The organism is Kribbella koreensis (genome assembly GCF_039525325.1).
Taxonomy (GTDB): Bacteria; Actinomycetota; Actinomycetes; order Propionibacteriales; family Kribbellaceae; genus Kribbella; species Kribbella koreensis.
On record NZ_BAAAHK010000020.1, the window covers coordinates 200,866 to 222,090 of the forward strand.

The following is a 21,225-nucleotide window of genomic DNA, read 5'->3' on the forward strand; positions in this document are numbered from 1 at the left end:
CAGTAACCGCAAAGCGCGGCCGGCGCTCAGTTCTGTTTCGGGGGGATCGCGAAGAGCAGCATGAGAATGATCGCCGGGACGACGATGATCCAGGTGCTGCTGAGCCCGAGCAGCACGGGCGCCAGGCAGATCAGCAGCAAATCGAAGCCGCGCATCGGGGTGGAGAAGAGCCCGGGCGGAATGGCACCCATCGGCGAAGCGACCAGAGGTCCGCTGTACGACGGCGGCCGGGCCGACGCCTGGCGAACCGCACCCGTGAGCATCCCGGCCGCAACAGCAAACGCCACCGCAGGACTCCCCAACGCAGGCTCAGCCAGCGCAGCCCACACCACCGCAAACCCACCCGGTACGAACGCCATGATCACCCGCAACTCGCGCAACTCGAACCCGAGCGCCCGTACCAGCCCAGCGGACCGGCATACCGACCGCAGCCCGTCCATCAACGGCCGCACCGCCCCAAAGCCGGCCAGCCCCGCAGCAATCGGCACCAGTACGTCGTACCCGGTACCGGCGACCGCATAAGGCACCACCAGCAAAGCAAACGCGATCACCAGCCGCCGCGGCCACCGCAGTACCCGCAGGAACTCCCGGTGGATCATGGCGACCGCATTGGCCCCGCGCCCACGCCGGGACTTCAGCCGCCCCTTCAACCGCCAGTGCCGCCCAGCAACCACATCAGCCAGCAAGCTGACGTCCAACGTGATCGCAGCGCCGGCAAGCCCAGCCAGTAGGTCTCCCCCGGCAATCACCGTCTGACGGCTGAGCCGCCCCAGCGTCCGCCCAGCAAGAACCACCAGCACCACCGCGACAACGAGTGCCAACGCACCGATCACCAGCAGCCGCGCGTCCAACGCTGCGGACGAAGACACCTCGTCCGGGCTCAGCACCCCAAGGCCCAGAGTCGGCTGACCTCCAGCCGTTGGCTCTTTGCGGAGCGCCAGCAGGAGCGCAGGGACAGCAGCAACAACTAGTAGCCCATCTGCGATCCAGATGGCCCAGCGAGAGCGCTTGGCCGTCTGCTGTGCCCAGACCGTCGCACAGGTCGTGAAGAGCAGCAGCACCGTCGTCAACACGGCTGCCTCACCCACGGTCGACCAGGCAGCGCCGAAGAGCGCCCACCCGATCACCGCCGCCCCAGCGCCAACAACGGCGGCCACCACAACCACCAGCCGGTACGACGGCCGCAGCAGCGCCCCACGGTCGACAGGTGTCGCCAGCATCCAGAACCCGGTCGCCCGGGACGCCGACACCGGCCCAATGCTCAACAGCACCCGCAGCATCGTCGACACCAGCAACGGCACCAGGATGTAAGGCACGGTGTCGAGCAACCAGGAGCAGGACCCCGACGTACAGGCTGCTGACTTGTCGTTGAGGTTGACCAGGACGTTGCCGCCGGTCGCGCCGAGCATGGCGACGGCGAAGACGATCACGTAGATGTCCTCGAGCTGCTGCCAGACCGTACGGTCCGCCTTGCCCCGGCGGACCTTCCGCATCCACTTGCGCAGCGACCGCGACGACGGGATCGCGCCGAAGTCGGCGGGGTCGAAGACGACCGGGCCGTCCGTCGTGCTCATGCGAGCGGGGTGAGCGTGACGGTCTCGTCGGCGACGGCGTCCACCAGCGCCGCGTCGTGACTGGCGAACAGGATCGACGTACCGCGCTTCTTCTCCGCGAGCAGCATCTCCCCCAGCCAGGCAACGCCCGCCGAGTCCAGCCGCGCCTCCGGCTCGTCGAGCACCAGCAGCTTGCGCGGCCGGACCAGCGCCGTCGCCAGCGCGAGCCGCCGCCGCTGACCCGACGACAGTGAGCCAGGCAACTGGTCGGCAGCACCGAGCAGGCCGACATCATCGAGCACCGTGTCGACCAGGTCCTCCGGCGTCCCGTTGCCGTGCGCCCGGGCCAGCAGGTCCAGGTGCTCGGCGGCGGTCAGGTCCGGGAAGAAGTCGAGGTCGTCGAGCAGCGACGCCACATCCCGGCGTACCACCTCGGCACGCTCGTCGATCGGCGACCCGTCCAGCAGGATCTGCCCAGCTGCGGGCTCGGCCGAGCCGACGATGCACTTGAGTACGGTCGTCTTGCCCGCGCCGTTGGGGCCGACCAGGGCGATCGCCCGGCCGGCCCGCAGGGTGAAGGTGAGGTCCTCGATCACCGGGCGTTCGGCGTACAGGTGCCGAAGGCCCTTGACGGCCAACCGGGGTGCGGCCTTCGTCACCGCTTCCGGACCAGGGTGAGGCCGTCGCCGATGCCGAGGATGACCACGTCGACCCGCTCGTCGGCCGCGATGTGCGCGTTGAACTCCTTGCGGTCGACCGGGTCGTCCTCGCCCGTGTGCTCGCCGACCACCCGGCCACCGGCCAGCGTGTTGTCGAACAGCAGGATCCCGTTGGGCCGGATCTTCGGGACGAGCTGCTCGAAGTAGTCGGTGTAGCCCGGCTTCTCGGCGTCCACGAAGGCCAGGTCGAACTCGCCCTCGAGCTTGGCGGCCGACTCGTGCGCGTCGCCGATCCGCAGGTCGATCTTGTCCGCGACCCCGGCCCGCTCCCAGTACCGGCGCCCGATCGAGGTCCACTCGTCACTCACGTCGAGGCAGATCAGCTCGCCGTCGGCGGGCAGCCCGCGGGAGATCGCCAGCGCCGAGAATCCGGTGAAGGTGCCGATCTCGACCGCGCGCCGCGCCCCCACCAGCCGGGTCAGCGTGGTCAGCAGCCCCGCCTGATCCGGGGTGGTGAGCATCTCCGAGACGCCGCCGAGCGCGTTGGTCTCGGCGACCAGGTCGCTCGCGACCTCGTCCAGCGGCATCCCGTGCGCGACCATGTACTCGTGCAGTTCGTCGGTGACCAGAACCTGACTACCCATCGAAACCCGCCATCCTGAATGTCGTCGTGATCTCGGCTACAGCGCTCGGCTGTAGTCTCTATCGGGTTGCCCAGCCGCCCGACACCACCCCTCCGAGGAGACCTCCGTATGCGTATCGCCGTCGCCGGATCGATCGCGACCGACATCCTGATGACGTTCCCCGGACGCTTCAAGGACCAGTTCCTCGAAGAGCAGATGCACAAGGTATCGCTGTCGTTCCTGGTCGATGAGCTGGTGGTGCACCGCGGTGGGGTGGCCGCCAACATCTGCTACGGGATGGCCCAGCTCGGCCAGCCCTCGCTGCTGGTCGGCTCGGTCGGCGCGGACTTCACGGAGTACGGCGAAGCACTGGCCCAGGCCGGCGTGGACATCTCGCACGTCCGGATCTGCCAGAACGTGCACACCGCGCGCTTCACCTGTACTACGGACCTGGACGCCAACCAGATCGCGTCCTTCTACACGGGCGCGATGGCCGAGTCCCGGGAGATCGACCTGGCCGCGATCCATGCCGCGACCGGTGGCGTCGACCTGGTCCTGATCGGCGCCGACGACCCGGACGGCATGCTGCGGCACACCAAGCTGGCCAAGGCGAACGGGATCGACGTCGCCGCCGACCCCTCGCAGCAGCTGGCCCGGATGGACGGCGAGCAGATCCGCGAGCTGATCGACGGCGCGACGTACCTGTTCAGCAACGAGTACGAGTCGGGCCTGATGGTCCAGAAGACCGGCTGGAGCCACGACGAGATCCTGTCCCGGGTGGGTGTCCGGGTCACCACGCACGGCGGCGACGGCGTCGTGATCGAGAACTCCGGCGGCATCCTGGCCAAGGTCCCCGCCGTCCCCGCGCCCGGCCTGGTCGACCCGACCGGCGGCGGCGACGCCTTCCGGGCCGGCTACCTGACCGGTCGCACGACCGGCCTCGACCACGAAGCTGCCGCCCAGATCGGCTGCACCCTGGCCACCACGGTCCTCGAGACGGTCGGCACCCAGGAGTACACCCTGGACCGCCCCGCCTTCCTCGCCCGCCTCGCCTCGGCGTACGGCGAAGAAGCCGCCGCCACCGCGGCAAGCACCCTCAAACTCGGCTGAGCCGCTCCAAACCACCGGTCTGCGCCAGCAACGCGAACCGGTCCGGGCATCCCCAGTGCTCGACGATGAGGCCGTTCTCGATGCGGGCGACCTCGAAGAGCGGGATGTCGATCGGGGCGTTGCTGGGCGGCCCGAAGAAGCCACCGGTGGCGGTTCCACGCGCCCGCCCGCGTAGCCACACCTTGTCGCCGGCGACGATCGAGTCCTCCACCGTGTAGACGATGTCCGGCATCATCGCGTGCACGTCCCGGATCGCGGCCTTCACGTGCTCCCGCGCCTCCTCGCCGCGCCCGGCCAGGCCGAACTGGTGCTCGACCAGGTCCGGCGAACACACCTCGTCGACGACGTCCGGATTCCCCGCCGCGAACCCCTCGTGCAGGATCCGCTCCAGCGCCTCGAAACCTGTCATGACTCCCCCTTGGTTGATTGCACTTATCGTGCACTCGATGCAGTGTCACTGCACTGAACACATTGATAGTGTGCCCACATGGCCGAATCCGTCAAGACCTATCGCCAGGAGCAGGCGGAGCTGACCCGCGTCCGGATCGCCGAGGCGGCCCGCAAACTGTTCGCGGACGCCGGGTACGGCGCGACGAGCATCGACGCGATCGCCAAGGAGGCCGGGGTGGCCACCCGGACCGTCTACTCGGCCTTCGGCACCAAGCGGGAGATCCTGTCGCTCATCTGTGACCGCTGGCTCGAGCAGGCCGGCGCCCGGCAGCTGGCCGGCGAGGTGCTGCAGGAGACCGAACCAGCTGCCAAACTGCGCAAAGCCGCGCACTGGTTGACGAATCTGTACTCCGCCGGCTTCGACGTCGTGCTGATCTTCGAGGCCGCGACCGACGAGAGCGCCGAGACCCGGGCCCTGCTGCGCGCGAAGCTGGCCGGGCGCAACGAGGTGATGGACGCGATCATCGCGTCACTGGAGTCCAGCCTGGCGATCCCGCTGAAGCAGGCCCAGGCCGTCTATCGCGCACTGGCCGCGCCAGGCGTCTATCGGGAGCTGGTCGACGAGTCCGGCTGGACCGAGGCCGAGTTCGAGCAGTGGGTGAGCGAATCTCTGCAGCGCCAGCTCCTTGCGTGACGCCGACCCCGCGCTAGGGTGAACTGTACGTTCAGTTCACTTAGGAGATTGATCATGACCGAAGCAGTCGCAGCGGCGTCCGGTGAGTTCACGATCGGCGGCGACCTGACCGTTCGCCGGCTCGGATACGGCACCATGCAGCTCCCCGGCCCCGGAGTCTGGGGCGAGTCGCGCGATCCCGACGAGGCCGTGCGGGTACTACGCCGCGCGGTCGAGCTCGGCGTCAACTTCATCGACACCGCCGACGCGTACGGCCCGTTCACCGCGGACCTGCTGCTCAAGAAGGCCCTCCACCCGTACGCCGATGACCTGGTGATCGCCACCAAGGCCGGGTTCACCCGCCAGGGCCCCGGCGTCTGGTCGCCCGTCGGTCGTCCGGCGTACCTGCGCCAGGCCGTCGAGCTGAGCCTGCGCCACCTCGGGCTCGAGCGGATCGACCTGCTCCAGCTGCACCGGATCGACCCAGAGGTCCCGGTCGCGGACCAGGTCGGCGAGCTGGCCGCCCTGCAGTCCGAGGGCAAGATCCGGCACATCGGCCTGTCCCAGGTCAGCGTCGACGAGCTGGAGGAAGCCGCCAAGACGGCGACCATCGTGTCCGTACAGAACCTGTACAACCTCAGCCAGCGCGACGACGAGCCGGTGCTGGAGTACGCCGAGAAGAACAACCTCGCGTTCATCCCGTGGTTCCCGCTGGCCACCGGCGAGCTCGCCAAGCCGGGCGGCCCGCTCGACGCGATCGCCAAGCAGCACCAGGCGAGCCCGTCGCAGCTCGCGCTGGCCTGGCTGCTCAAGCGCTCGCCCGTAGTACTGCCGATCCCGGGCACCTCATCGGTCGCGCACCTCGAGGACAACGTCGCCGCCGCCAAGCTCGAGCTGACCGACGAGGAGTTCGCGAAGCTGACGGCAGCGGTCTGATGAGCGTCTGGTTCGTCACCGGCGCGTCGCGCGGATTCGGCGCCGAGCTGGTCAAGGAAGCAGTTGCGCGAGGCAATCAAGTGGTTGCCACCGCGCGGCGCCCGGACGATATCCCTGACCAGCAAGGGGTTCTGCGGCTCACGCTCGACGTGACCGACGAGGCGCAGGCTCGGGCCGCGGTCGACGCCGCAGTACAGGAGTTCGGCCGGATCGATGTCGTCGTCAACAACGCCGGCCGTGGGTTGCTCGGTGCTGTCGAGGAGGCGAGCGACGAGGCCGCGCGGGCGGTCTTCGACACCAACGTCTTCGGCGTGCCGGGCTTGTTCCGGACCGACTTCCTGGATGGGTCGAGCCTGCATCGCGCAGACGGCGAGATCGCCGACTATGCGGAGACGGCCGGCGCGATGCGTAAGATCGCCACCGAACGGAACCACGCCCAGCCGGGCGATCCGGCCAAGGCGGCGGCCGCGATCGTCGCCCTGACCGAGGCGGCCGACCCGCCGCTGCGGATCCAGCTCGGCGCCGACTCGGTCGGGCGGGTCGAGGCCAAGCTCGATCAGGTCCGGTCGGAGCTGGAGCAGTGGCGCAAGGTTTCGGTCGGTACGGATCACGACGATGCCTGAGCAGTCGTCGCACCCGCGCAGTCTGCGGGCGATGGATTCGGTGCTCGGGGCAACTACTGAGCTGCTCTCCGAGGGTGGGTTGCCGGCGGCGACGGTCGATGCGATCAGCGCCCGGTCCGGGGTGAGCAAAGCGACCATCTACAAGCACTGGCCGTGCCGGACGGCGATCGCGGCGGAGGCGTTCGGCAAGCAGATGGCGGCGGCGATCCCCCTTCCGGACAAGGGGGATGCGGCTTCGGATCTGGCTGAGCAGGTTCGCCGGGTGAGCTCGTTCTACGCCGGGCCGCAGGGGACGATCTTCGCTCAGTTGCTTGCGGCGTCGGTTGCTGATCCTGCTGCCTCGCCGTACTTCCGGGAGTACTTCCTGGACAAGCGGCGGGAGGCCGTCGCCGAGCTGTGGCAGCGGGCGCTCGACCGCGGCGAAGTCAAGCCGGAGATCAGCGCGGAGACCGCGACCGACGTACTGTTCGGCCCGCTGATCTTCCGCTTGATGACCGGCCATCCCCCGCTCACCACCGAGGAGGCCGACAAGATCTCGTCGGCCGCCCTCGGCGGGTTGCTCGCGGACTGACAAGCTCCCTCGGCTCTGGTGGCTCACGCGGGTGCCAGGGCCGAGGGCCTCCGGTCGACCGCTTTCCGAGCGGTGTCAGAGTCGCGGGTCGACGGGTTCGGATTCGAGGGCGAGGACGGCGAAGACGCATTCGTGGATGCGCCAGAGCGGCTCGCCCCGGGCGGCTCGTTCCAGCGCCTCCAGACCGACGGCGTACTCGCGGAGCGCGAGCGACCGCTTGTGCCCGAGCTTGCGGTCGCGCAGCCGGCTGAAGTTCTCCGGCTCGGTGTAGTCCGGCCCATAGATGATCCGCAGGTACTCCTGCCCACGAACCTTCAACCCCGGCTGCGCCAGCCCCTTGGCCGTCCGCACGAGGTTGGCCGCGGGCTTCACCACCATGCCCTCGCCACCGGCTCCGGTCAGCTCCTCCCACCACTTGATCCCCGCATCCCACGACTCGAGATCGACGAACAGCCGTCGAGTCGCGGTGATGAGAGAGGGGCCTGCGGCAACCATCCGGTCGGCCAGCGCGAAATGCCACGCATGCGGCTTGTCCTGGTACGTCGCTCCTTCGGACGCCAGCAACTGGAACGGCGCCAACCGGACGCCATCCAGCCCCTCAGTCGGCCAGCAGTAGCGTCGGTACGCCTCGGTGAAGCGGTCCGCGTTCGCCGTACGACGCTTGGTCCGTTCGAGCATCTCCCTCACGTCGAGCCCTGCTGCAGCAGCCGATTCGAGCGCGGCCGTTGCGGCGGGCAACGACGATCGAGCGGCCGCGCCGACTGCGGCGTACTGGTTGCGCAGGAGGTCGCCCGCCTTGGCGCTCCATGGCAGCAGCTCAGCATCGAGTAGCAGCCAGGAGGTGTCCAGCTCCTCGAAAAGGCCGGCCGCTTCGGCGACCTCGCGCAACCTGCCGAGCAGGTCGTCGGTGAGGGTTGGGTCGAAGAAGGAGCGGCCGGTTCGGGTGTGCACGGCGCCGCGTCCGGCGAGACCGAAGCGCTTCTCGGCGACGTCGTCGTCGCGAGTCAGCAGGACGACGGCACGCGAGCCCATGTGCTTCTCCTCGCACACCAACTCGGTGACGCCCTGGCCTTTGTACGCCTCGAAGGCCTGGGCCGGGTGCTCCAGCAGGCCGGGCACGGGTGAGGTCGCGACCGGGCTCATCGTCGGCGGCAGGTAGAGCAGGAAGCGCGGGTCGATCGCGAACCGGCTCATCACCTCCAGCGCGGCACCGGCCTGCTCGGCGCGGACGCTGATCCGGCCGTGGGTCGCGGTCTCGATCACTCTGCGGCCGACGACGTCGGTGATGTCGAGGACGTCGGGCTCGCGCTCAGGGGCGGACGGTACGTGGAGCGGTTTTGCGGGTTTGTAGTACTGCTCGGCCGCTTCGATCTGGACGAGGTCGCGCTCGGGGTAGCGCAGGGCGGTCAGTGAGCCGCCGAACACGCAGCCGGTGTCGAGGCAGATCGTGTTGTTGATCCACTCCGGCTCCGGGGTCGGCGTGTGGCCGTAGACGACCATGGCACGGCCGCGGTACTCGTTGGCCCAGGGGTAGCGGATCGGCAGGCCGAATTCGTCGGTCTCGCCGGTCGTTTCGCCGTACAGGCAGAAGGAACGGACGCGGCCGGAGGTTCTGCCGTGCATCCGCTCGATCAGGCCGGCGTGCGAGACGACGAGGTTGCCGGCGTCGAAGACGTAGTGCGAGATGAGGCCGTCCATGAAGGTGGCGACCTCGGCGCGGAACTCCTCGGACTCCTCGGCGAGCTGCTCCAGCGACTCGGCGAGGCCGTGGTTGACACGGACCTTCTTGCCCTGCATCGAGCGGAGCAGCTTGGCCTCGTGGTTGCCCGTCACGCAGTACGCATGGCCGGTTCTGACCATGCCCATGACGAGTCGCAGTACGCCGGGGGTGTCCGGGCCGCGGTCGACGAGATCGCCGACGAAGATCGCTTTTCTGGTGGGGTGGCTCGCGTCGACTGGGCGGCCTTCGGGGTCGCGGGTGATCGTGTAGCCGAGGGTGGTGAGCAACTGCTCCAGCTCGGCGCGGCAGCCGTGGATGTCGCCGACGATGTCGAACGGGCCGGTCTGGTCGGTGAGGTCGTTGAAGAGCCTGGTGCGTTCGATGCTGACGGCATCGATCTCCTCGACGCTCGACAGCGTGTGGACGGTCCGGAATCCCTCGCGCTTAAGGCTTTTCAGCCCACGGCGGAGCTGCGACCGCTGCCGCTCGACGACCTTCTTGCCGAACTGACGGTCGGGCCTCTGCTCGTTGCGCGCAACACAAACCTGCTCCGGCGGATCGAGCACGATCGCCACCGGCAACACGTCATGCTCCTTCGCGAGCGCGATCAGCTCCTTCCGCGCCTCAGGCTGCACGTTCGTCGCGTCGATCACCGTCAACCGCCCCGCCGCGAGCCTCTTCCCCGCAATGAAATGCAACACCTCGAAGGCGTCCTTGGTCGCCGCCTGGTCATTCTCATCATCCGAAACCAGACCCCGGCAGACATCACTGGAGATGACTTCAGTCCCGAGGAAGTGCTTCCGGGCAAACGTCGACTTCCCCGACCCGCTGGCCCCCACCAGCACCACAAGACTCAACGCCGGCACCGCGATGCTCACCATCACACCTCCTCCTTCTTCCGGAAAACCGCCAGCTGAGTAGGCGCCCCGAGCACGTCATCCACCGGCCCCACCGGCCGGAACTCAACCCCATACCCGTACGCCGCACAAACCCCCGCGGCCCACTCCCCAAACTCCTCGCGAGTCCACTCGAACCGATGGTCCGGATGCCGGAACGCTCCCGCCCTCAATTTCTCGAACCGCACGTTGTACTCCGCATTAGGCGTAGTAACCACCACAGCCTGAGGTTTCGCGGCTCCGAAAACAGCCTGAGCCAAGGCCGGCAGCCGAGGCGGATCCACATGCTCGACCACCTCCATCAGCACCGCGGCATCCAATCCCGTCAGCCGCTCATCGGCATACGTCACCGAAGACTGGAACAACCGCAACCGCTCCCGCTGCCGATCCGACATCTCCCCCACCCGCAACCGCTTCTCCGCAAACCCCAACGCCCGCGAGGAGACGTCAGTCGCCACCACCAGGTCATACCTGCCGTCCTTCAGCAGTTCACCGACGAGCACCCCCTCACCACACCCAAGATCACCAACCCGGTGCCCGCCGATCTCCCGCAGCACCTCCAACACCGTCGCCCGCCGCTGCACAGCAAGCGACGGAGTAGAGGCAGAGCCGCCACCGAATAGCGCGCTGCTGCCGGAAGCAGCGGCGAATGGCGCGCTGCTGCCCGACGCGGCGGCGAGTGCTGATGGCGGCGAGGCGGGGAGGTTGTCGCCGTGTTCGGCGGCGGACTCGTCCGGTAGGAGTTCGCCGTCGGCTTCGGTGAGGCGTTCCAGGGCGGTGTCGGTGAGGGTTCGGCTGTGGGCTAGGTAGCGACGGGAGATCAGGTCCTTGTCGGGGTGGGAGCTGAGCCAGCCTTCGCCGGCTCGGAGGAGTTTTTCGATTTCTTCGGTGTCTACCCAGTAGTGCTTGGCGTCGTCGAGGACCGGCATGAGGACGTAGAGGTGGTTCAGGGCGTCGGCTAGACGGACAGTGCCGGTCAGGTGGAGGTTTATGTAGCGGGAGTCGCCCCAGGCGGGGATTGCCGGGTCCAGGGGGATGGGGCGGGCGTCTACCGTCCAGCCGAGAGGGGTGAAGAAGCGTTCGGCCAGTGGGGCGCCGCCTCGGCAGGGGAGGGCGGGGATGTGGATTTCGAGCGGGATGGCGCTGGCAGCCAGCGACGGGCGGGCGTCGCAGCGGCCGTTCATGGCGGTGCGGAAGAGTTTGCCGAGAGCGACCGCGAGCAGGCTCGACGCGGCGTACGGGCGGTCGTTGACGTACTGGCCGAGGGTGAAGCCCTCCGTCGACCGGCCGCGGCCGGAGCGCACCAGAGCGATCGGGTCCACCTCCAGCAGTACCGCCGCGGTGCAGCGCTCCGCCGTCGCCTCCGGGTACAGCACATGCGCCGTCCCACCGGCGACCTCCAAGGACTGAGGTCGCGCCGGATTCTTGTGCAACAGGAATCCGAGATCGGTCGCGGGAACTTCGGGCGCCGGGGAACGCAGAGCGATGGTCAGGAACACCTCCGCATTCGATCACGCCGCACGGCCATCAATCGCCTGAATTGTTGACCGAACAGGATCGAAGAATGAGACACGCCCACTGACCACTGGCGTGTCCGGGCGGTTGGTTCTACCTTGAATTCCAGTAGATGAGTCGCTACAGACCGTCCTTCCCCGCTGACGTTCAGTACTGGTCCCCCGGTTTGTGGCGAATGCCCAGAACCACGCCGACCCGGGGAAAGGACCATGGCAACTCCCTCAGCTCGCCCCAGCCAAAGATCCAGCCAAAGATCCAGCCGAAATTCCAGCGACAGACCCAGCAGCAGTCAGCGGACCGCACCCGCGACCAGGACCGACGAGGTCCGCCGGTGAAACCCCAGACGTTCGAACTCGTCAGGTACGCCGACATCAGCGGTGTCTCCGGCACCGGAACGGTCGCCGAAGGATGCGTCTTCACCGACGGATCGGTGGCGCTGCGCTGGCACGGCCAGAACCCGTCGACCGCGGTCTGGCCGGATCTCGACTCCATCCTCGCCGTCCACGGCCACTGCGGCGCGACCGTCGTCCGCTGGCTCGACGTCTCCGAGATGGAACCGGTCCCCGGCACCGACCTGCTGCCCGGGGAGGTCGCGCACATCCTGGCGACCGGCCGCCACACCCATCACCACCAGGCGGTGGCCTCAGCCTGACCCGTACGCCGGTACGCCGCGCACCCGGCGTTCCCACCAGCCCCATGTCCGGGGCCGGGGCGAACTCAGGTCGCCGACGAGATGCCGGTGAGTGCGAAGAACTCCTGGCGTGAGCTGGGGCTGTCGCGGAGCATGCCGTGCAGCGCCGAGGTGACCGTCTTGGAGCCGATCGCGCGCACGCCACGCAACGACATGCACTGGTGCTCGGCCTCGATCACCACGCCCACCCCCTTGGGCGCCAGCTGATCCTGCAACCAGTCGGCCACCTGCTTGGTCAACCGCTCCTGCACCTGCAGGTCCCGCGCGAACAACTCCACCACCCGCGCCAACTTCGACAGCCCGAGGATCCGCTCCCCCGGCAGATACCCGACATGCGCCACTCCCTGGAACGGCAGCATGTGATGCTCACACAACGACTGCACCGGAATGTTCCGCGCCAGCACCAGCTCGTCGTACCCCTCGTCGTTCGGGAACGTCGTCAGCTCGAACTCCCGCGGCGTCAGCATCTCCGCATACGCACTCGCCACCCGCCGCGGCGTCTCCGCCAGATGTGCGCTGTGCGGATCCCGTCCCAGCGCCACCAGCAGGTCCGCGACCGCACGCTCGGCCGCCACCAGGTCGATCTCCGGCCGGCCACCGACGACGTGCAACGGCACGGGTCGCAGGAGGTCCTCGGCCTCGTCGAGCCCGGCGGGATCGAGCTCTGTACGAATCGTGGTCATCTGACGCCTCCTGCAGATAGATCGATCGACCTTAAAAGCCACCGTACTATTTCGTCAACGGGAGTTGGCGATAGAATCATTCCGTGGACCAGCCGACGGACGCGAGCATCCAGGCGGTCGCCGCGCTCGACGAACCGACCCGACGACGGCTCTACGACCACGTCATCGCCGAGCCCCGGCCGGTCAGTCGCGAAGACGCCGCCACAGCGCTCGGAGTACCGCGAACCACCGCCGCCTTCCATCTCGACAAGCTCGTCGAGGAAGGCCTGCTCAGCGTCGTCTTCGAGCGGCGTACGGGCCGTACCGGACCAGGCGCGGGCCGACCGGCCAAGCTCTACCGCCGCTCGGACCGTGAGATCGGCGTCTCCTTCCCAGAGCGCCAGTACGACGTCGCTGGGCGACTCCTGGCCGCCGCGATGGAGGACGCCGAGACCTCGGGCGGCTCGCCCCGGAAGGCGCTGGAGCGACGAGCCCGCGAGTACGGCGAATCCGCCGGCCGCGCTGCCCGCGCACATCCCGGTACGCCTCTCGCCGAAGTACTGCAAGCGCACGGATTCGAGCCCCGCCGTAACGGCACGGCCATCGACCTCGCCAACTGCCCGTTCAAGGCGCTGGCCGCGGAGCACACCAACCTCGTCTGCAACATGACCCTGCACCTGCTCGCCGGCTTGCTCGACGGTCTCGGCGGCACCGGGCTGCAGGCCGTCCTCGAGCCCCAACCCGCCCACTGCTGCGTGCGCCTGACCCCGGCGCCGAAGTCGTAGGCTGCCCCCGTGGCGAAAAGTAAGAACAGCCAGGGCACGCCCGCGACGGTCGCGCTGACGAAGGCCGGGATGACGTTCACGACGCATGCCTACGAGCACGATCCGGCCGCCAAGTCGTACGGACTGGAGGCCGCGGAGGCGCTCGGGCTGCAGCCGGAGCAGGTGTTCAAGACGCTGCTCGTCGAGGTCGACGGCAAGCTGTCGGTCGGCGTCGTACCGGTCGACAAGCAGCTCGACCTGAAGGCGGTCGCCGCCGCCCTCAACGGCAAGAAGGCGGCGATGGCCGACCCGGCCGCGGCCGAGCGGATCACCGGGTACGTCGTCGGCGGGATCAGCCCGATCGGCCAGAAGCGGCTGCTGCCGACCGTCGTCGACGCGAGCGCCACCGACCACGAGACCGTCTACGTCTCCGGCGGGCGAAGAGGCCTCGACCTGGGCCTGTCCCCCGCCGACCTGATCAAACTCACCGCGGCCCGGACGGCGTCCATCGCGCGCTAGGTCTACCGCAGGTTGTGGAAGAAGGCCGCGATGTCGTCGGCGAGCAACTCCGGCTCCTCCCAGGCGGCGAAGTGGCCGCCGCGCGGCATCGCCGTGTACCTGGTGACGTTGTACGTCCGGGCCGCCCAGCTGCGCGGCGGGCGGACGAGATCCTCGGGGAAGACGGCGATCGCGGTCGGCACGGTCACCGAGGTCACCCGCTCGCGCAGTCCGCGGTGGAACTCGTAGTACGGGCGGAACGAGGTCGAGATCGTGTTCGTGAACCAGTACAGCGACGCCTGGGTCAGCACGAAGTCGTCACTGAACCGGGTGCTGAGGTCGTCGTCACAGTCGGTCCAGGCCCGGTACTTCTCCAGCAGCCACGCGAGTAGTCCCGCCGGCGAGTCGGACAGCCCGGCGCTGAGCGTCAGCGGACGGGTCATCTGCTCGTGCTCGTAGCCGCCCTCCTCGGCGTACCACTCGGCCTCGGACGCGAGGTAGGCCTGCTCTTCCGGCGTCACCTCGTCCGGGTCGTAGCCAGCCGGATTCGCGACAGCGAGCACGTGGATGCCGACGACCGACTCGGGATAGGTCTGGCCGAGCAACGCGCTGATCCCGGCGCCGAGATCGCCGCCGTGCGCGGCGTACCGGTCGAAGCCCAGCTCGTCGTGCATCAATCGATGCCACAGTTCATGCGTGGACGTTGCCGGTGGCAACGATGGTCGTTGCGGCGAGAACGCGAAGCCGGGCAGCGACGGCACGATCACGGTGAAGGAGTCCAGCGCCGATCCCCCGTACTCCGAGGGCGTGGCGAGCCGGTGAGCCAACTCGGTCAGCTCGAGCACTGAGCTCGGCCAGCCGTGCGTCAACACGATCGGCAGCGCAGCCGGGTGTTCACCGTCGTACCGGAGGTAGTGCACCGGCACGCCGTCCAGGTCGGCGAAGTGTGACGGCAGCGCATTGAGCGCGGCCTCCTGCTTGCGCCAGTCGAAACCGGTTGCCCAGTAGTCGACCAATCTGCGGAGTTCAGCGCCGTCGGTCCCGGCCTCCCACCCGGTCCCCGGCCAGCTCGTCCCCCACCGCGTCCGCCGCAGTCGCGTCCGCAGATCGTCCAGCTCGTCCTCAGCAACAGCAAGCACATCCACGCGAACGATCCCTCCCCAAAATCGCCCCGAACATCCCCCACCTTGGCTTATGTTGCGTTCAACTACCAGGGGTGAGGTGCAAGTGCTGGAAGATTCCCGTCCCGCGGAACACGTTGAGGCCGAACTGGCCGGCGGATTGCTCGGTGTCGGTGGCATCGATCATCAGGGTGCCGTCGACCCAGACCTCGATAGCCGTACTAGCTGCAGTGAGCTTGAAGTGATAGATGCGACCGCGCTCGATCGCCAGCGGGTGGGTGGCTATGTCGCGGCCTGGTCGCCAGAGCTTGACGACGCCCGCGTCCGCGTCGATGTTGGCGGTGTAGTGACGGCTTGCATCCTTGTTGGCACGGAAGGTGAGCGCCGCCGCCGTGCCGCTGACCAGCTTGACGTCGCCCTCGAGGGTGAAATCTGAGCCGCTCGCCTTGCTCAGGTAGAACGCGTCGCCGCCGGCCTGCCCTTGCTTGCCTCCGGCAACATCCGTCCAGTTGCCGGAGGCCGGATACCATTGGCCGGCGATGTCGGTGCTCAGCGTTGACTGGCCCGATGTCTTCCAGATGGAGCCCAGCTCGTGCAGTGTCAGCGATTCGACGTGCACCTTGCCGTCGACGAAGAACTCGAGTCCGTTGCCTCCGGGCAGGCTGTCGAAGTTGACGTTGTGGCTCTGGTAGACCTCGCCGTCGTTGCCGAACACCTCCAGCTGGCCGCGATCCACGAGCAGCCTGAGCTTGACCTTGCCGTGGTCGGGTTTCAGCGCGGTACCGTCGAGCGTTCGAGCCTTGGCGTCGTAGACGACGTCGCGATCGAACCAGCCGTCCGGACTGGTATGCAGGCGGAACCCGAACCGCTCGGCATCCCGTACGTCGACCGTCGCCTCCAGTTCGTACGTGTCGGCCTCGACCCCCGCGAGGAGTTGCTTCGCACTCCGCGCGTCGAGCGTGCGGTCCTTCCACGTCCGGGTCGAGGTCCGCGCCGTCGCGATCTCGGGGATCGGGGCGCTCACGACACGCGGGCCGTCAGGCGTCCGCTTCAGCCGCTGATCGACCGGAAAGGTCGCGTTGCCGGTCCAGATCGTGCCCTGGTTCTCGCCCTGCCAGGCCATCGAGACCACGCGGTCCTTGACCGGGAGGTTGGCGAAGGTCAGCGCGGCGTAGTACCCGCCGCCGGCGTGGGTGTCGGTCTGGTTGATCTTCTGCTGCGTCCGGTTGAGCGGATGGAAGGTCGTACCGTCGAAGTCGCCGACGACGTATTCGCCGCTGCCGTCGCTCAGCACCCACTTGTAGCCGCCCTCGAACGGCATCCGGACCATGTCCGGGCACTCGAACAGCCAGTCGGCCTGGTACCGCGAGCCGAAGGTCCAGTCGAGCAGGTTCTCCGATGTGTAGAAGTCGGCGCCGTTGCCGCCCTCGTCGGACCAGACGACCATCCCCCAGTGCTTCGCGATCGGATCCCAGAAGACCTTCGGATCGCGGCTGGTCCGGGCGTTCGGCTTCACCACCTTCTTGCCGTCGGCAAACGTCTTGAAGGTGTTGCCACCGTCGAGGCTGTAGAAGACCTGGACGCCGTTGGTCCCGGAGAAGACGACGATCGGGTCGTCGTCACCGTTCTTCAGGCCGGTGACGTTGCCGGCGTCGACGACTCCGCCGCCGGACCAGAGGTCACCCGGATGGATGCCTGGGTCGAGGGCGATCGGCTTCTGTTGCCAATGGACCAGATCGGTGCTGGTCGCGTGGCCCCAGTGCATGGTGTCCCAGACGAGACTGTTCGGGGCGTGCTGGTAGTAGAGGTGGTAGACGCCGCGGTAGTACAGCGGCGCGTTGACGTCGTTCATCCAGCCGCCACGCGAGCTGAAGTGGAACTGCCCGCGGTTGTCCTCCTGGTAGTTCGTCACCGGGTAGGGGAAGCTCGGATACTCAACAGCTGCCGTGTCGTGCACGCCCAACACTCCAACCAGTGTCCCGTAAGCGATGTAGCTCGAACGATAGCGGTGTCCAGGTGCGTGCATCGTGGTGCTTGAGCAGTGGCCTCGATGCGGAGCATCGTGGGCGCTGGGCAAGTGCCGCGAGGTGCGTGCCTGGGCGCCGATAGCGTCGAGCTACATCGCTTACGGGACACTAAGGTCAACGCCATCACCAGTGATCTGATCATCGGAGCTGCTCCGCTGCAAGATTCGGCGGCGCGCCTTCGTCGCCCGGTTGCAGGGCGCCGGTCATCAGTGAGACCACCTGACTCATCGACGCGTCGGCCGGGTCGACGACAGCCGCTCGCCGGCCGAGCCGGTGGACATGGATGCGGTCGGCCAGCTCGAACACCTGTGGCATGTCGTGGCTGATCAGTACTACGGGAAGCCCGCGATCCCGGATCCGCCGGATCAGGTCGATGACGAGCCGGGACTCCTTGACGCCGAGCGCGGCGGTCGGCTCGTCCATGATCACTAGCCTGCTGCCGAACATGGCTGCCCTTGCTACTGCGACCGCTTGGCGCTGACCACCCGACAGGGTCTCGACGATCTGGCCGATGTGCTGCACGGTTTCGATGCCCAGGGCATCCAGTTGCTCCTGGGCTTGGCGGCGCATCGTCTTGCGGTCGAGCAGCCTGAGGACCGAGCCGATCGGGCCGGATCGGCGGAGTTCGCGGCCGAGGAAGAGGTTGGTGGCGATGTCCATCGCCGGGGCGAGGGCGAGGGTTTGGTGGACGGTCTCGATGCCTGCCTGGCGGGCTTCGAGGGGTGAGTGGAAGCGGGTTTCCTTGCCGTCGAGGAGGATGGTGCCTTCGTCGGGGACGAGGGCTCCGGACAGCGCCTTGATCAGGCTGGATTTGCCGGCGCCGTTGTCGCCGACGACGGCCAGCACCTCCCCGGCGTACAGGTCGAAGTCGGCGCCGTCGATGGCGGTCACGCGGCCGTAGCGTTTGACGAGGCCGCGGGCCTGGAGGGCTGGGGTGATCATCGGGACCTCCGGCGGGCTAGCTGATCGAAGGCGACGGCGGCGATGACGAGTACGCCGGTGGCGACGTCTTGGTAGAGGCTGTCGATGCCGGCCTGGGTCAGGCCGCTGCGGAGTACGGCGACGATCAGCGCGCCGACGACCGTACCGAGCACGCTGCCGCGGCCGCCGAACAGGCTGGTACCGCCGATGACGACGGCGGTGATGCTGTCGAGGTTGCCGGTCTGGAAGGCGTTCGGGTCCGCGTTGGGGATCCGTCCGAGCGCTTGCCAGGCGGCGAAGGCGTAGATGACGCCGGCGATGAGGTAGACGCTGAACCGCGTCCGCCCGACGTGGATGCCGGTCAGCCGGGCCGCCTCAGGATCGTTGCCCAAGGCATACACATGCTTCCCCCAGGCAGTCTTGGTCAGCGCGTACCAGGCGACCGCGAACATGACCACGGCCAACGTCATCCCGTGCGTGACTTTGAGCTGCCCGAAGAGATAGCCGCCCTTCCCGAGCACACCCAGCACGTCGTCGGTGACCGGGTAGGAGTTGCCCTCGGAGTACAACCGCCCGATGGCCAGCACCACCGTCAGCATCCCCAGCGTCACGATGAACGGCGGCAGACTCAGCCAGGTCACCAATCCACCCGACACCGCCCCCAGCACCGCACAAACCACGAACCCCACCACCAACGCCACCCCCGGCGCCGTCCCCCCGATCACCAGCCGGGCGAACAGCATCGTCCCCAGCACCATGATCGCCGCATTCGCGAGATCGATCCCCCCGGTCAACACGATCAACGTCTGCCCCAGCCCCAACGTCGCCACCACCAGCGCCTGCTGCACCACCAACGACAGATTGTCGACGGTGAAGAACGTGCTGGTGGTCACCGCGAAGACGATGACGGCAAGGAGCAACGCGCCGAGTGGACCCAGTGCGGGGTTGTGAAGGACGGCCTCGGACGCCCAGCCATTTCCTGCGCCGCCCGCCGCCCTCCGGGTGGCGGGCGGCGCGGAGTCGGAGGGGTCGGTGGGCGGGGTTTTTGGGGTGCTCATCTCAGGCCCAGCAGTTTTCTGCGCCCCAGGTGGTGTCCTTGGAGTCGAGGCCTGGGAGGGGTTTGTCGGTGATCAGCTGGGCGCCGGTGTCTTGGAAGCCTGAGGGTTTGGTGCCGTCCTTGGTGAAGGTGACTACGGCGTTGACGCCTTGTTCGGCCATCTTCTTCGGGAACTGCATGACGGTGACCAGGTACTTGCCGGCTTTGACGTCGGCTACGCCCTGGCAGCCGCCGTCGATGGAGCCGACTGCGACCTTGCCGGCCAGGCCTTTGGCAGTGAGGGCGGCTACCGCGCCCCGGGCGGCGGGTTCGTTCAGGGTGTAGACGGCGTTGACGGAGGCGTCGCGTTGGAGGAGGTTCTCCATCGCGGCCTGGGCTTTGTTCTGGTCGCCGTTGGTGGGGGCGGCGCCGAGGATGGCTGGGTCGCCGTCCTTCAGGCCCATCCCTTGCAGGAAGCCGCGGTGGCGTTGCTCGTCCACGGTGCCGCCGGGTGAGCCGTCCATCAGGATGAGCTTCGGCGGCGTCGCGCCGAGGGTCGCCTTGATGTACTTGCCCTCCAGCACTCCCGCCTGCTCGTTGTTGGTCGCGTAGGTGGCGTCGACCGCGTCCTTCGGGTCGGTCTCGGTGTCGAGGGCAATCACCAGAATGCCCTTGTCCTTGGCCTGTTTCAGCGCGCCGAGAATGCCGGTCGAGTTGCTCGGCGTGATCAGGATGCCCTTCACGCCTTGCTGGACCAGGTTCTCGATCGCGCTCACCTGCCCCTCGTTGTCGCCGTCGAACTTGCCGGCCACCGCGATCAGCGTCGCGCCGTTGGCCTCGGCCGCCGCCTTCGCCGATTCGCGCAGCTTCACGAAGTACGGATTGGTGTCGGTCTTGGTGACCAGGCCGATCTTCACCGGTCCGCTGCTGCCCGCGTCGTCACCACCACCCGATTTCGTCTGGGTGCACGCGGTCGTCGCGGCCAGGCACAACGCCAGTACGCCGACCGGCAGCCGCCGCGCGACCGTAGTACGGGCTGTGGACGAGAAGTCGAATGCCACGGATCTGCCCTCCGGGGTCCGGGCGCCCGGGAACCAGAACCCGGGCGGAGGTTCTCGAGCGGTACGACCCGCTCGTTTGAGCGAAGTTAGGCCTGCCCCGCGGCACGCCGCAGCCTTTGCGCAAAGGGTTGCGCAAAGCACGCTGAGCGACGACCATTCGACGGATGGTCACGATGACCGAGGTCGCCCGCAGCGCCGGCGTATCGGTGAGCACGGTCTCGCATGTCGTCAACGGCACCCGCCTGGTCGCCACCGCCACCCGCGAGAAGGTACTCCGGGCGATGCTGCTGCTCGGCTACGAGCACCGCCCGATCGCGCGGTCGCTGTCGGCCGGCTCGAACCAGACGATCGGCCTCGCCCTGACCGCCGCCTCGAATCCGTACTGGGTCGATCTCGTCCAGGGCATCGACGGCGAGGCGACTCGGGCCGGCCTCAACCTGATCATCGTCGACACCCGCGACGACGCCCGCCACGAGGCCGCCGCGGTCGCCAACTTGCTTGCCCACCACATCGAAGGCCTCGTCATCGCCCCGGCCGACGGCTGGCGCGACCTCACCCTGCCGCTGCTGCGCGACCACCCGGTCCCCTACGTGATCGTCGACCGGATCGACCCGGACCTGCGCGCCGACCAGGTCGGCGTCGAGAACGAGGCATCGACGGCAGCCGTGATCGACCACCTGATCTCAGCCGGCCACACCCGGATCGGCATGATCGCCGGTATCTCCGGCCTGGCGACGAGCGCCGAGCGCCTGCGTGGTTTCCGTCTGGCCCACCATCGCGCGGAGCTGACCGTCGACCCCGACCTCGTCGTCGACGGCGCCTCCACCAGCGAAGGCGGCCGCCGCGCCGCCCTCGCCCTCCTCGACCTGCCCGATCCACCGACCGCGATCTTCGCCGCCAACAACGACATGACCATCGGCGCCATGGCCGCCTTCAAGGCCGCCGGCATCCGGATCCCCCGTGACCTGGCCATCGTCCACTTCGACGACTTCGCCTGGGCCGACCTCTTCACCCCCGGCATGACCGCCATCGCCCAGCCATCAGCCGCCATCGGCGCCCGGGCAGTCCAGCTCCTCCTCCGCCGAATGACCGACCACGAAGCCCCACCCCAGACAATCCGCCTCCCCGCAGAAATCATGCACCGAGAATCCTGCGGCTGCTCCCCCGCTGCCTGA

21 protein-coding genes are annotated in these 21,225 nt (G+C 68.1%); 9 read left to right on the forward strand and 12 right to left on the reverse strand.

Annotated elements, in window-relative coordinates; genetic code table 11:
- Positions 1–26 precede the first annotated feature (26 nt).
- Genes ABD116_RS36035 through ABD116_RS36045 form a run of 3 tightly spaced genes read right to left on the reverse strand, consistent with a single transcriptional unit; the run spans position 27 to position 2,856 of the window.
- Positions 27–1,574: a DUF6297 family protein gene (locus ABD116_RS36035; RefSeq protein ID WP_343981194.1), complete on the reverse strand. Its 1,548-nt coding sequence runs from the start codon at positions 1,572–1,574 to the stop codon at positions 27–29.
- Positions 1,571–2,212: an ABC transporter ATP-binding protein gene (locus tag ABD116_RS36040; RefSeq protein WP_343981197.1), complete on the reverse strand. Its 642-nt coding sequence runs from the start codon at positions 2,210–2,212 to the stop codon at positions 1,571–1,573. Before ABD116_RS36040 ends, ABD116_RS36035 begins: the two co-directional genes overlap by 4 nt.
- Complete coding sequence (locus ABD116_RS36045; RefSeq protein ID WP_343981200.1) at positions 2,209–2,856, reverse strand: O-methyltransferase; 648 nt, start codon at positions 2,854–2,856, stop codon at positions 2,209–2,211. Before ABD116_RS36045 ends, ABD116_RS36040 begins: the two co-directional genes overlap by 4 nt.
- A 108-nt stretch (positions 2,857–2,964) precedes the next feature.
- Between ABD116_RS36045 and ABD116_RS36050 the strand changes: the two genes are divergently transcribed.
- Positions 2,965–3,945, forward strand: a complete 981-nt coding sequence (locus tag ABD116_RS36050; RefSeq protein WP_343981204.1) for a carbohydrate kinase family protein — start codon at positions 2,965–2,967, stop codon at positions 3,943–3,945.
- Here ABD116_RS36050 and ABD116_RS36055 read toward each other — a convergent pair.
- On the reverse strand, positions 3,932–4,354 hold the full coding sequence (locus ABD116_RS36055; RefSeq protein ID WP_343981207.1) for an ester cyclase: 423 nt from the start codon (positions 4,352–4,354) through the stop codon (positions 3,932–3,934). The genes ABD116_RS36050 and ABD116_RS36055 overlap by 14 nt on opposite strands.
- 78 nt (positions 4,355–4,432) lie before the next feature.
- Here ABD116_RS36055 and ABD116_RS36060 point away from each other — a divergent pair, with 78 nt between their 5' ends.
- The 4 genes from ABD116_RS36060 to ABD116_RS36075 are packed head-to-tail and all read left to right on the forward strand — an operon-like array spanning position 4,433 to position 7,138.
- Positions 4,433–5,029: a TetR/AcrR family transcriptional regulator gene (locus ABD116_RS36060; RefSeq protein WP_343981210.1), complete on the forward strand. Its 597-nt coding sequence runs from the start codon at positions 4,433–4,435 to the stop codon at positions 5,027–5,029.
- A gap of 54 nt (positions 5,030–5,083) precedes the next feature.
- Positions 5,084–5,944, forward strand: coding sequence for an aldo/keto reductase (locus tag ABD116_RS36065; protein WP_343981213.1), 861 nt, complete (start codon positions 5,084–5,086; stop codon positions 5,942–5,944).
- Positions 5,944–6,567, forward strand: coding sequence for an SDR family NAD(P)-dependent oxidoreductase (locus tag ABD116_RS36070; protein ID WP_343981216.1), 624 nt, complete (start codon positions 5,944–5,946; stop codon positions 6,565–6,567). The genes ABD116_RS36065 and ABD116_RS36070 overlap by 1 nt, the downstream gene beginning before the upstream one ends.
- Positions 6,560–7,138 (forward strand): TetR/AcrR family transcriptional regulator, encoded by a 579-nt coding sequence (locus ABD116_RS36075; protein ID WP_343981220.1) that lies wholly within the window; start codon positions 6,560–6,562, stop codon positions 7,136–7,138. Before ABD116_RS36070 ends, ABD116_RS36075 begins: the two co-directional genes overlap by 8 nt.
- 75 nt (positions 7,139–7,213) lie before the next feature.
- Here the strand turns inward: ABD116_RS36075 and ABD116_RS36080 are convergent, their stop codons facing one another.
- Both ABD116_RS36080 and ABD116_RS36085 read right to left on the reverse strand, forming a co-directional pair.
- Positions 7,214–9,739 (reverse strand): polynucleotide kinase-phosphatase, encoded by a 2,526-nt coding sequence (locus ABD116_RS36080; protein ID WP_343981223.1) that lies wholly within the window; start codon positions 9,737–9,739, stop codon positions 7,214–7,216.
- Positions 9,739–11,253: a 3' terminal RNA ribose 2'-O-methyltransferase Hen1 gene (locus ABD116_RS36085; RefSeq protein WP_343981226.1), complete on the reverse strand. Its 1,515-nt coding sequence runs from the start codon at positions 11,251–11,253 to the stop codon at positions 9,739–9,741. The genes ABD116_RS36080 and ABD116_RS36085 overlap by 1 nt, the downstream gene beginning before the upstream one ends.
- A gap of 347 nt (positions 11,254–11,600) precedes the next feature.
- Here ABD116_RS36085 and ABD116_RS36090 point away from each other — a divergent pair, with 347 nt between their 5' ends.
- Positions 11,601–11,921 carry a hypothetical protein gene (locus tag ABD116_RS36090; protein WP_343981229.1) on the forward strand — a complete coding sequence of 107 codons (321 nt, stop codon included), beginning with the start codon at positions 11,601–11,603 and terminating at the stop codon, positions 11,919–11,921.
- Positions 11,922–11,986: 65 nt separating this feature from the next.
- On the opposite strand, the gene folE is transcribed toward ABD116_RS36090, so the two are convergent.
- Complete coding sequence (folE, locus tag ABD116_RS36095; RefSeq protein ID WP_343981232.1) at positions 11,987–12,643, reverse strand: GTP cyclohydrolase I FolE; 657 nt, start codon at positions 12,641–12,643, stop codon at positions 11,987–11,989.
- A gap of 83 nt (positions 12,644–12,726) precedes the next feature.
- Here folE and ABD116_RS36100 point away from each other — a divergent pair, with 83 nt between their 5' ends.
- Both ABD116_RS36100 and ybaK read left to right on the forward strand, forming a co-directional pair.
- The gene (locus ABD116_RS36100) at positions 12,727–13,407 is read left to right on the forward strand and encodes a helix-turn-helix transcriptional regulator (protein ID WP_343981235.1); all 681 of its coding nucleotides are present in this window, start codon (positions 12,727–12,729) and stop codon (positions 13,405–13,407) included.
- Positions 13,408–13,416: 9 nt separating this feature from the next.
- Positions 13,417–13,905: a Cys-tRNA(Pro) deacylase gene (gene ybaK / locus ABD116_RS36105; protein ID WP_343981238.1), complete on the forward strand. Its 489-nt coding sequence runs from the start codon at positions 13,417–13,419 to the stop codon at positions 13,903–13,905.
- 2 nt (positions 13,906–13,907) lie between these two features.
- On the opposite strand, the gene ABD116_RS36110 is transcribed toward ybaK, so the two are convergent.
- From ABD116_RS36110 to ABD116_RS36130, 5 genes are all read right to left on the reverse strand, one after another.
- On the reverse strand, positions 13,908–15,029 hold the full coding sequence (locus ABD116_RS36110; RefSeq protein ID WP_343981241.1) for an epoxide hydrolase family protein: 1,122 nt from the start codon (positions 15,027–15,029) through the stop codon (positions 13,908–13,910).
- Between the two features lie 58 nt (positions 15,030–15,087).
- The gene (locus ABD116_RS36115; RefSeq protein WP_343981244.1) at positions 15,088–16,962 is read right to left on the reverse strand and encodes a glycoside hydrolase family 32 protein; all 1,875 of its coding nucleotides are present in this window, start codon (positions 16,960–16,962) and stop codon (positions 15,088–15,090) included.
- A gap of 208 nt (positions 16,963–17,170) precedes the next feature.
- Positions 17,171–17,974, reverse strand: a complete 804-nt coding sequence (locus ABD116_RS36120; RefSeq protein WP_343981247.1) for an ATP-binding cassette domain-containing protein — start codon at positions 17,972–17,974, stop codon at positions 17,171–17,173.
- Complete coding sequence (locus ABD116_RS36125) at positions 17,971–19,011, reverse strand: ABC transporter permease (protein ID WP_343981249.1); 1,041 nt, start codon at positions 19,009–19,011, stop codon at positions 17,971–17,973. Before ABD116_RS36125 ends, ABD116_RS36120 begins: the two co-directional genes overlap by 4 nt.
- 1 nt (position 19,012) lies before the next feature.
- Positions 19,013–20,050 (reverse strand): substrate-binding domain-containing protein, encoded by a 1,038-nt coding sequence (locus tag ABD116_RS36130; RefSeq protein ID WP_343981252.1) that lies wholly within the window; start codon positions 20,048–20,050, stop codon positions 19,013–19,015.
- A gap of 164 nt (positions 20,051–20,214) precedes the next feature.
- Here ABD116_RS36130 and ABD116_RS36135 point away from each other — a divergent pair, with 164 nt between their 5' ends.
- Positions 20,215–21,225: a LacI family DNA-binding transcriptional regulator gene (locus ABD116_RS36135; protein ID WP_343981255.1), complete on the forward strand. Its 1,011-nt coding sequence runs from the start codon at positions 20,215–20,217 to the stop codon at positions 21,223–21,225.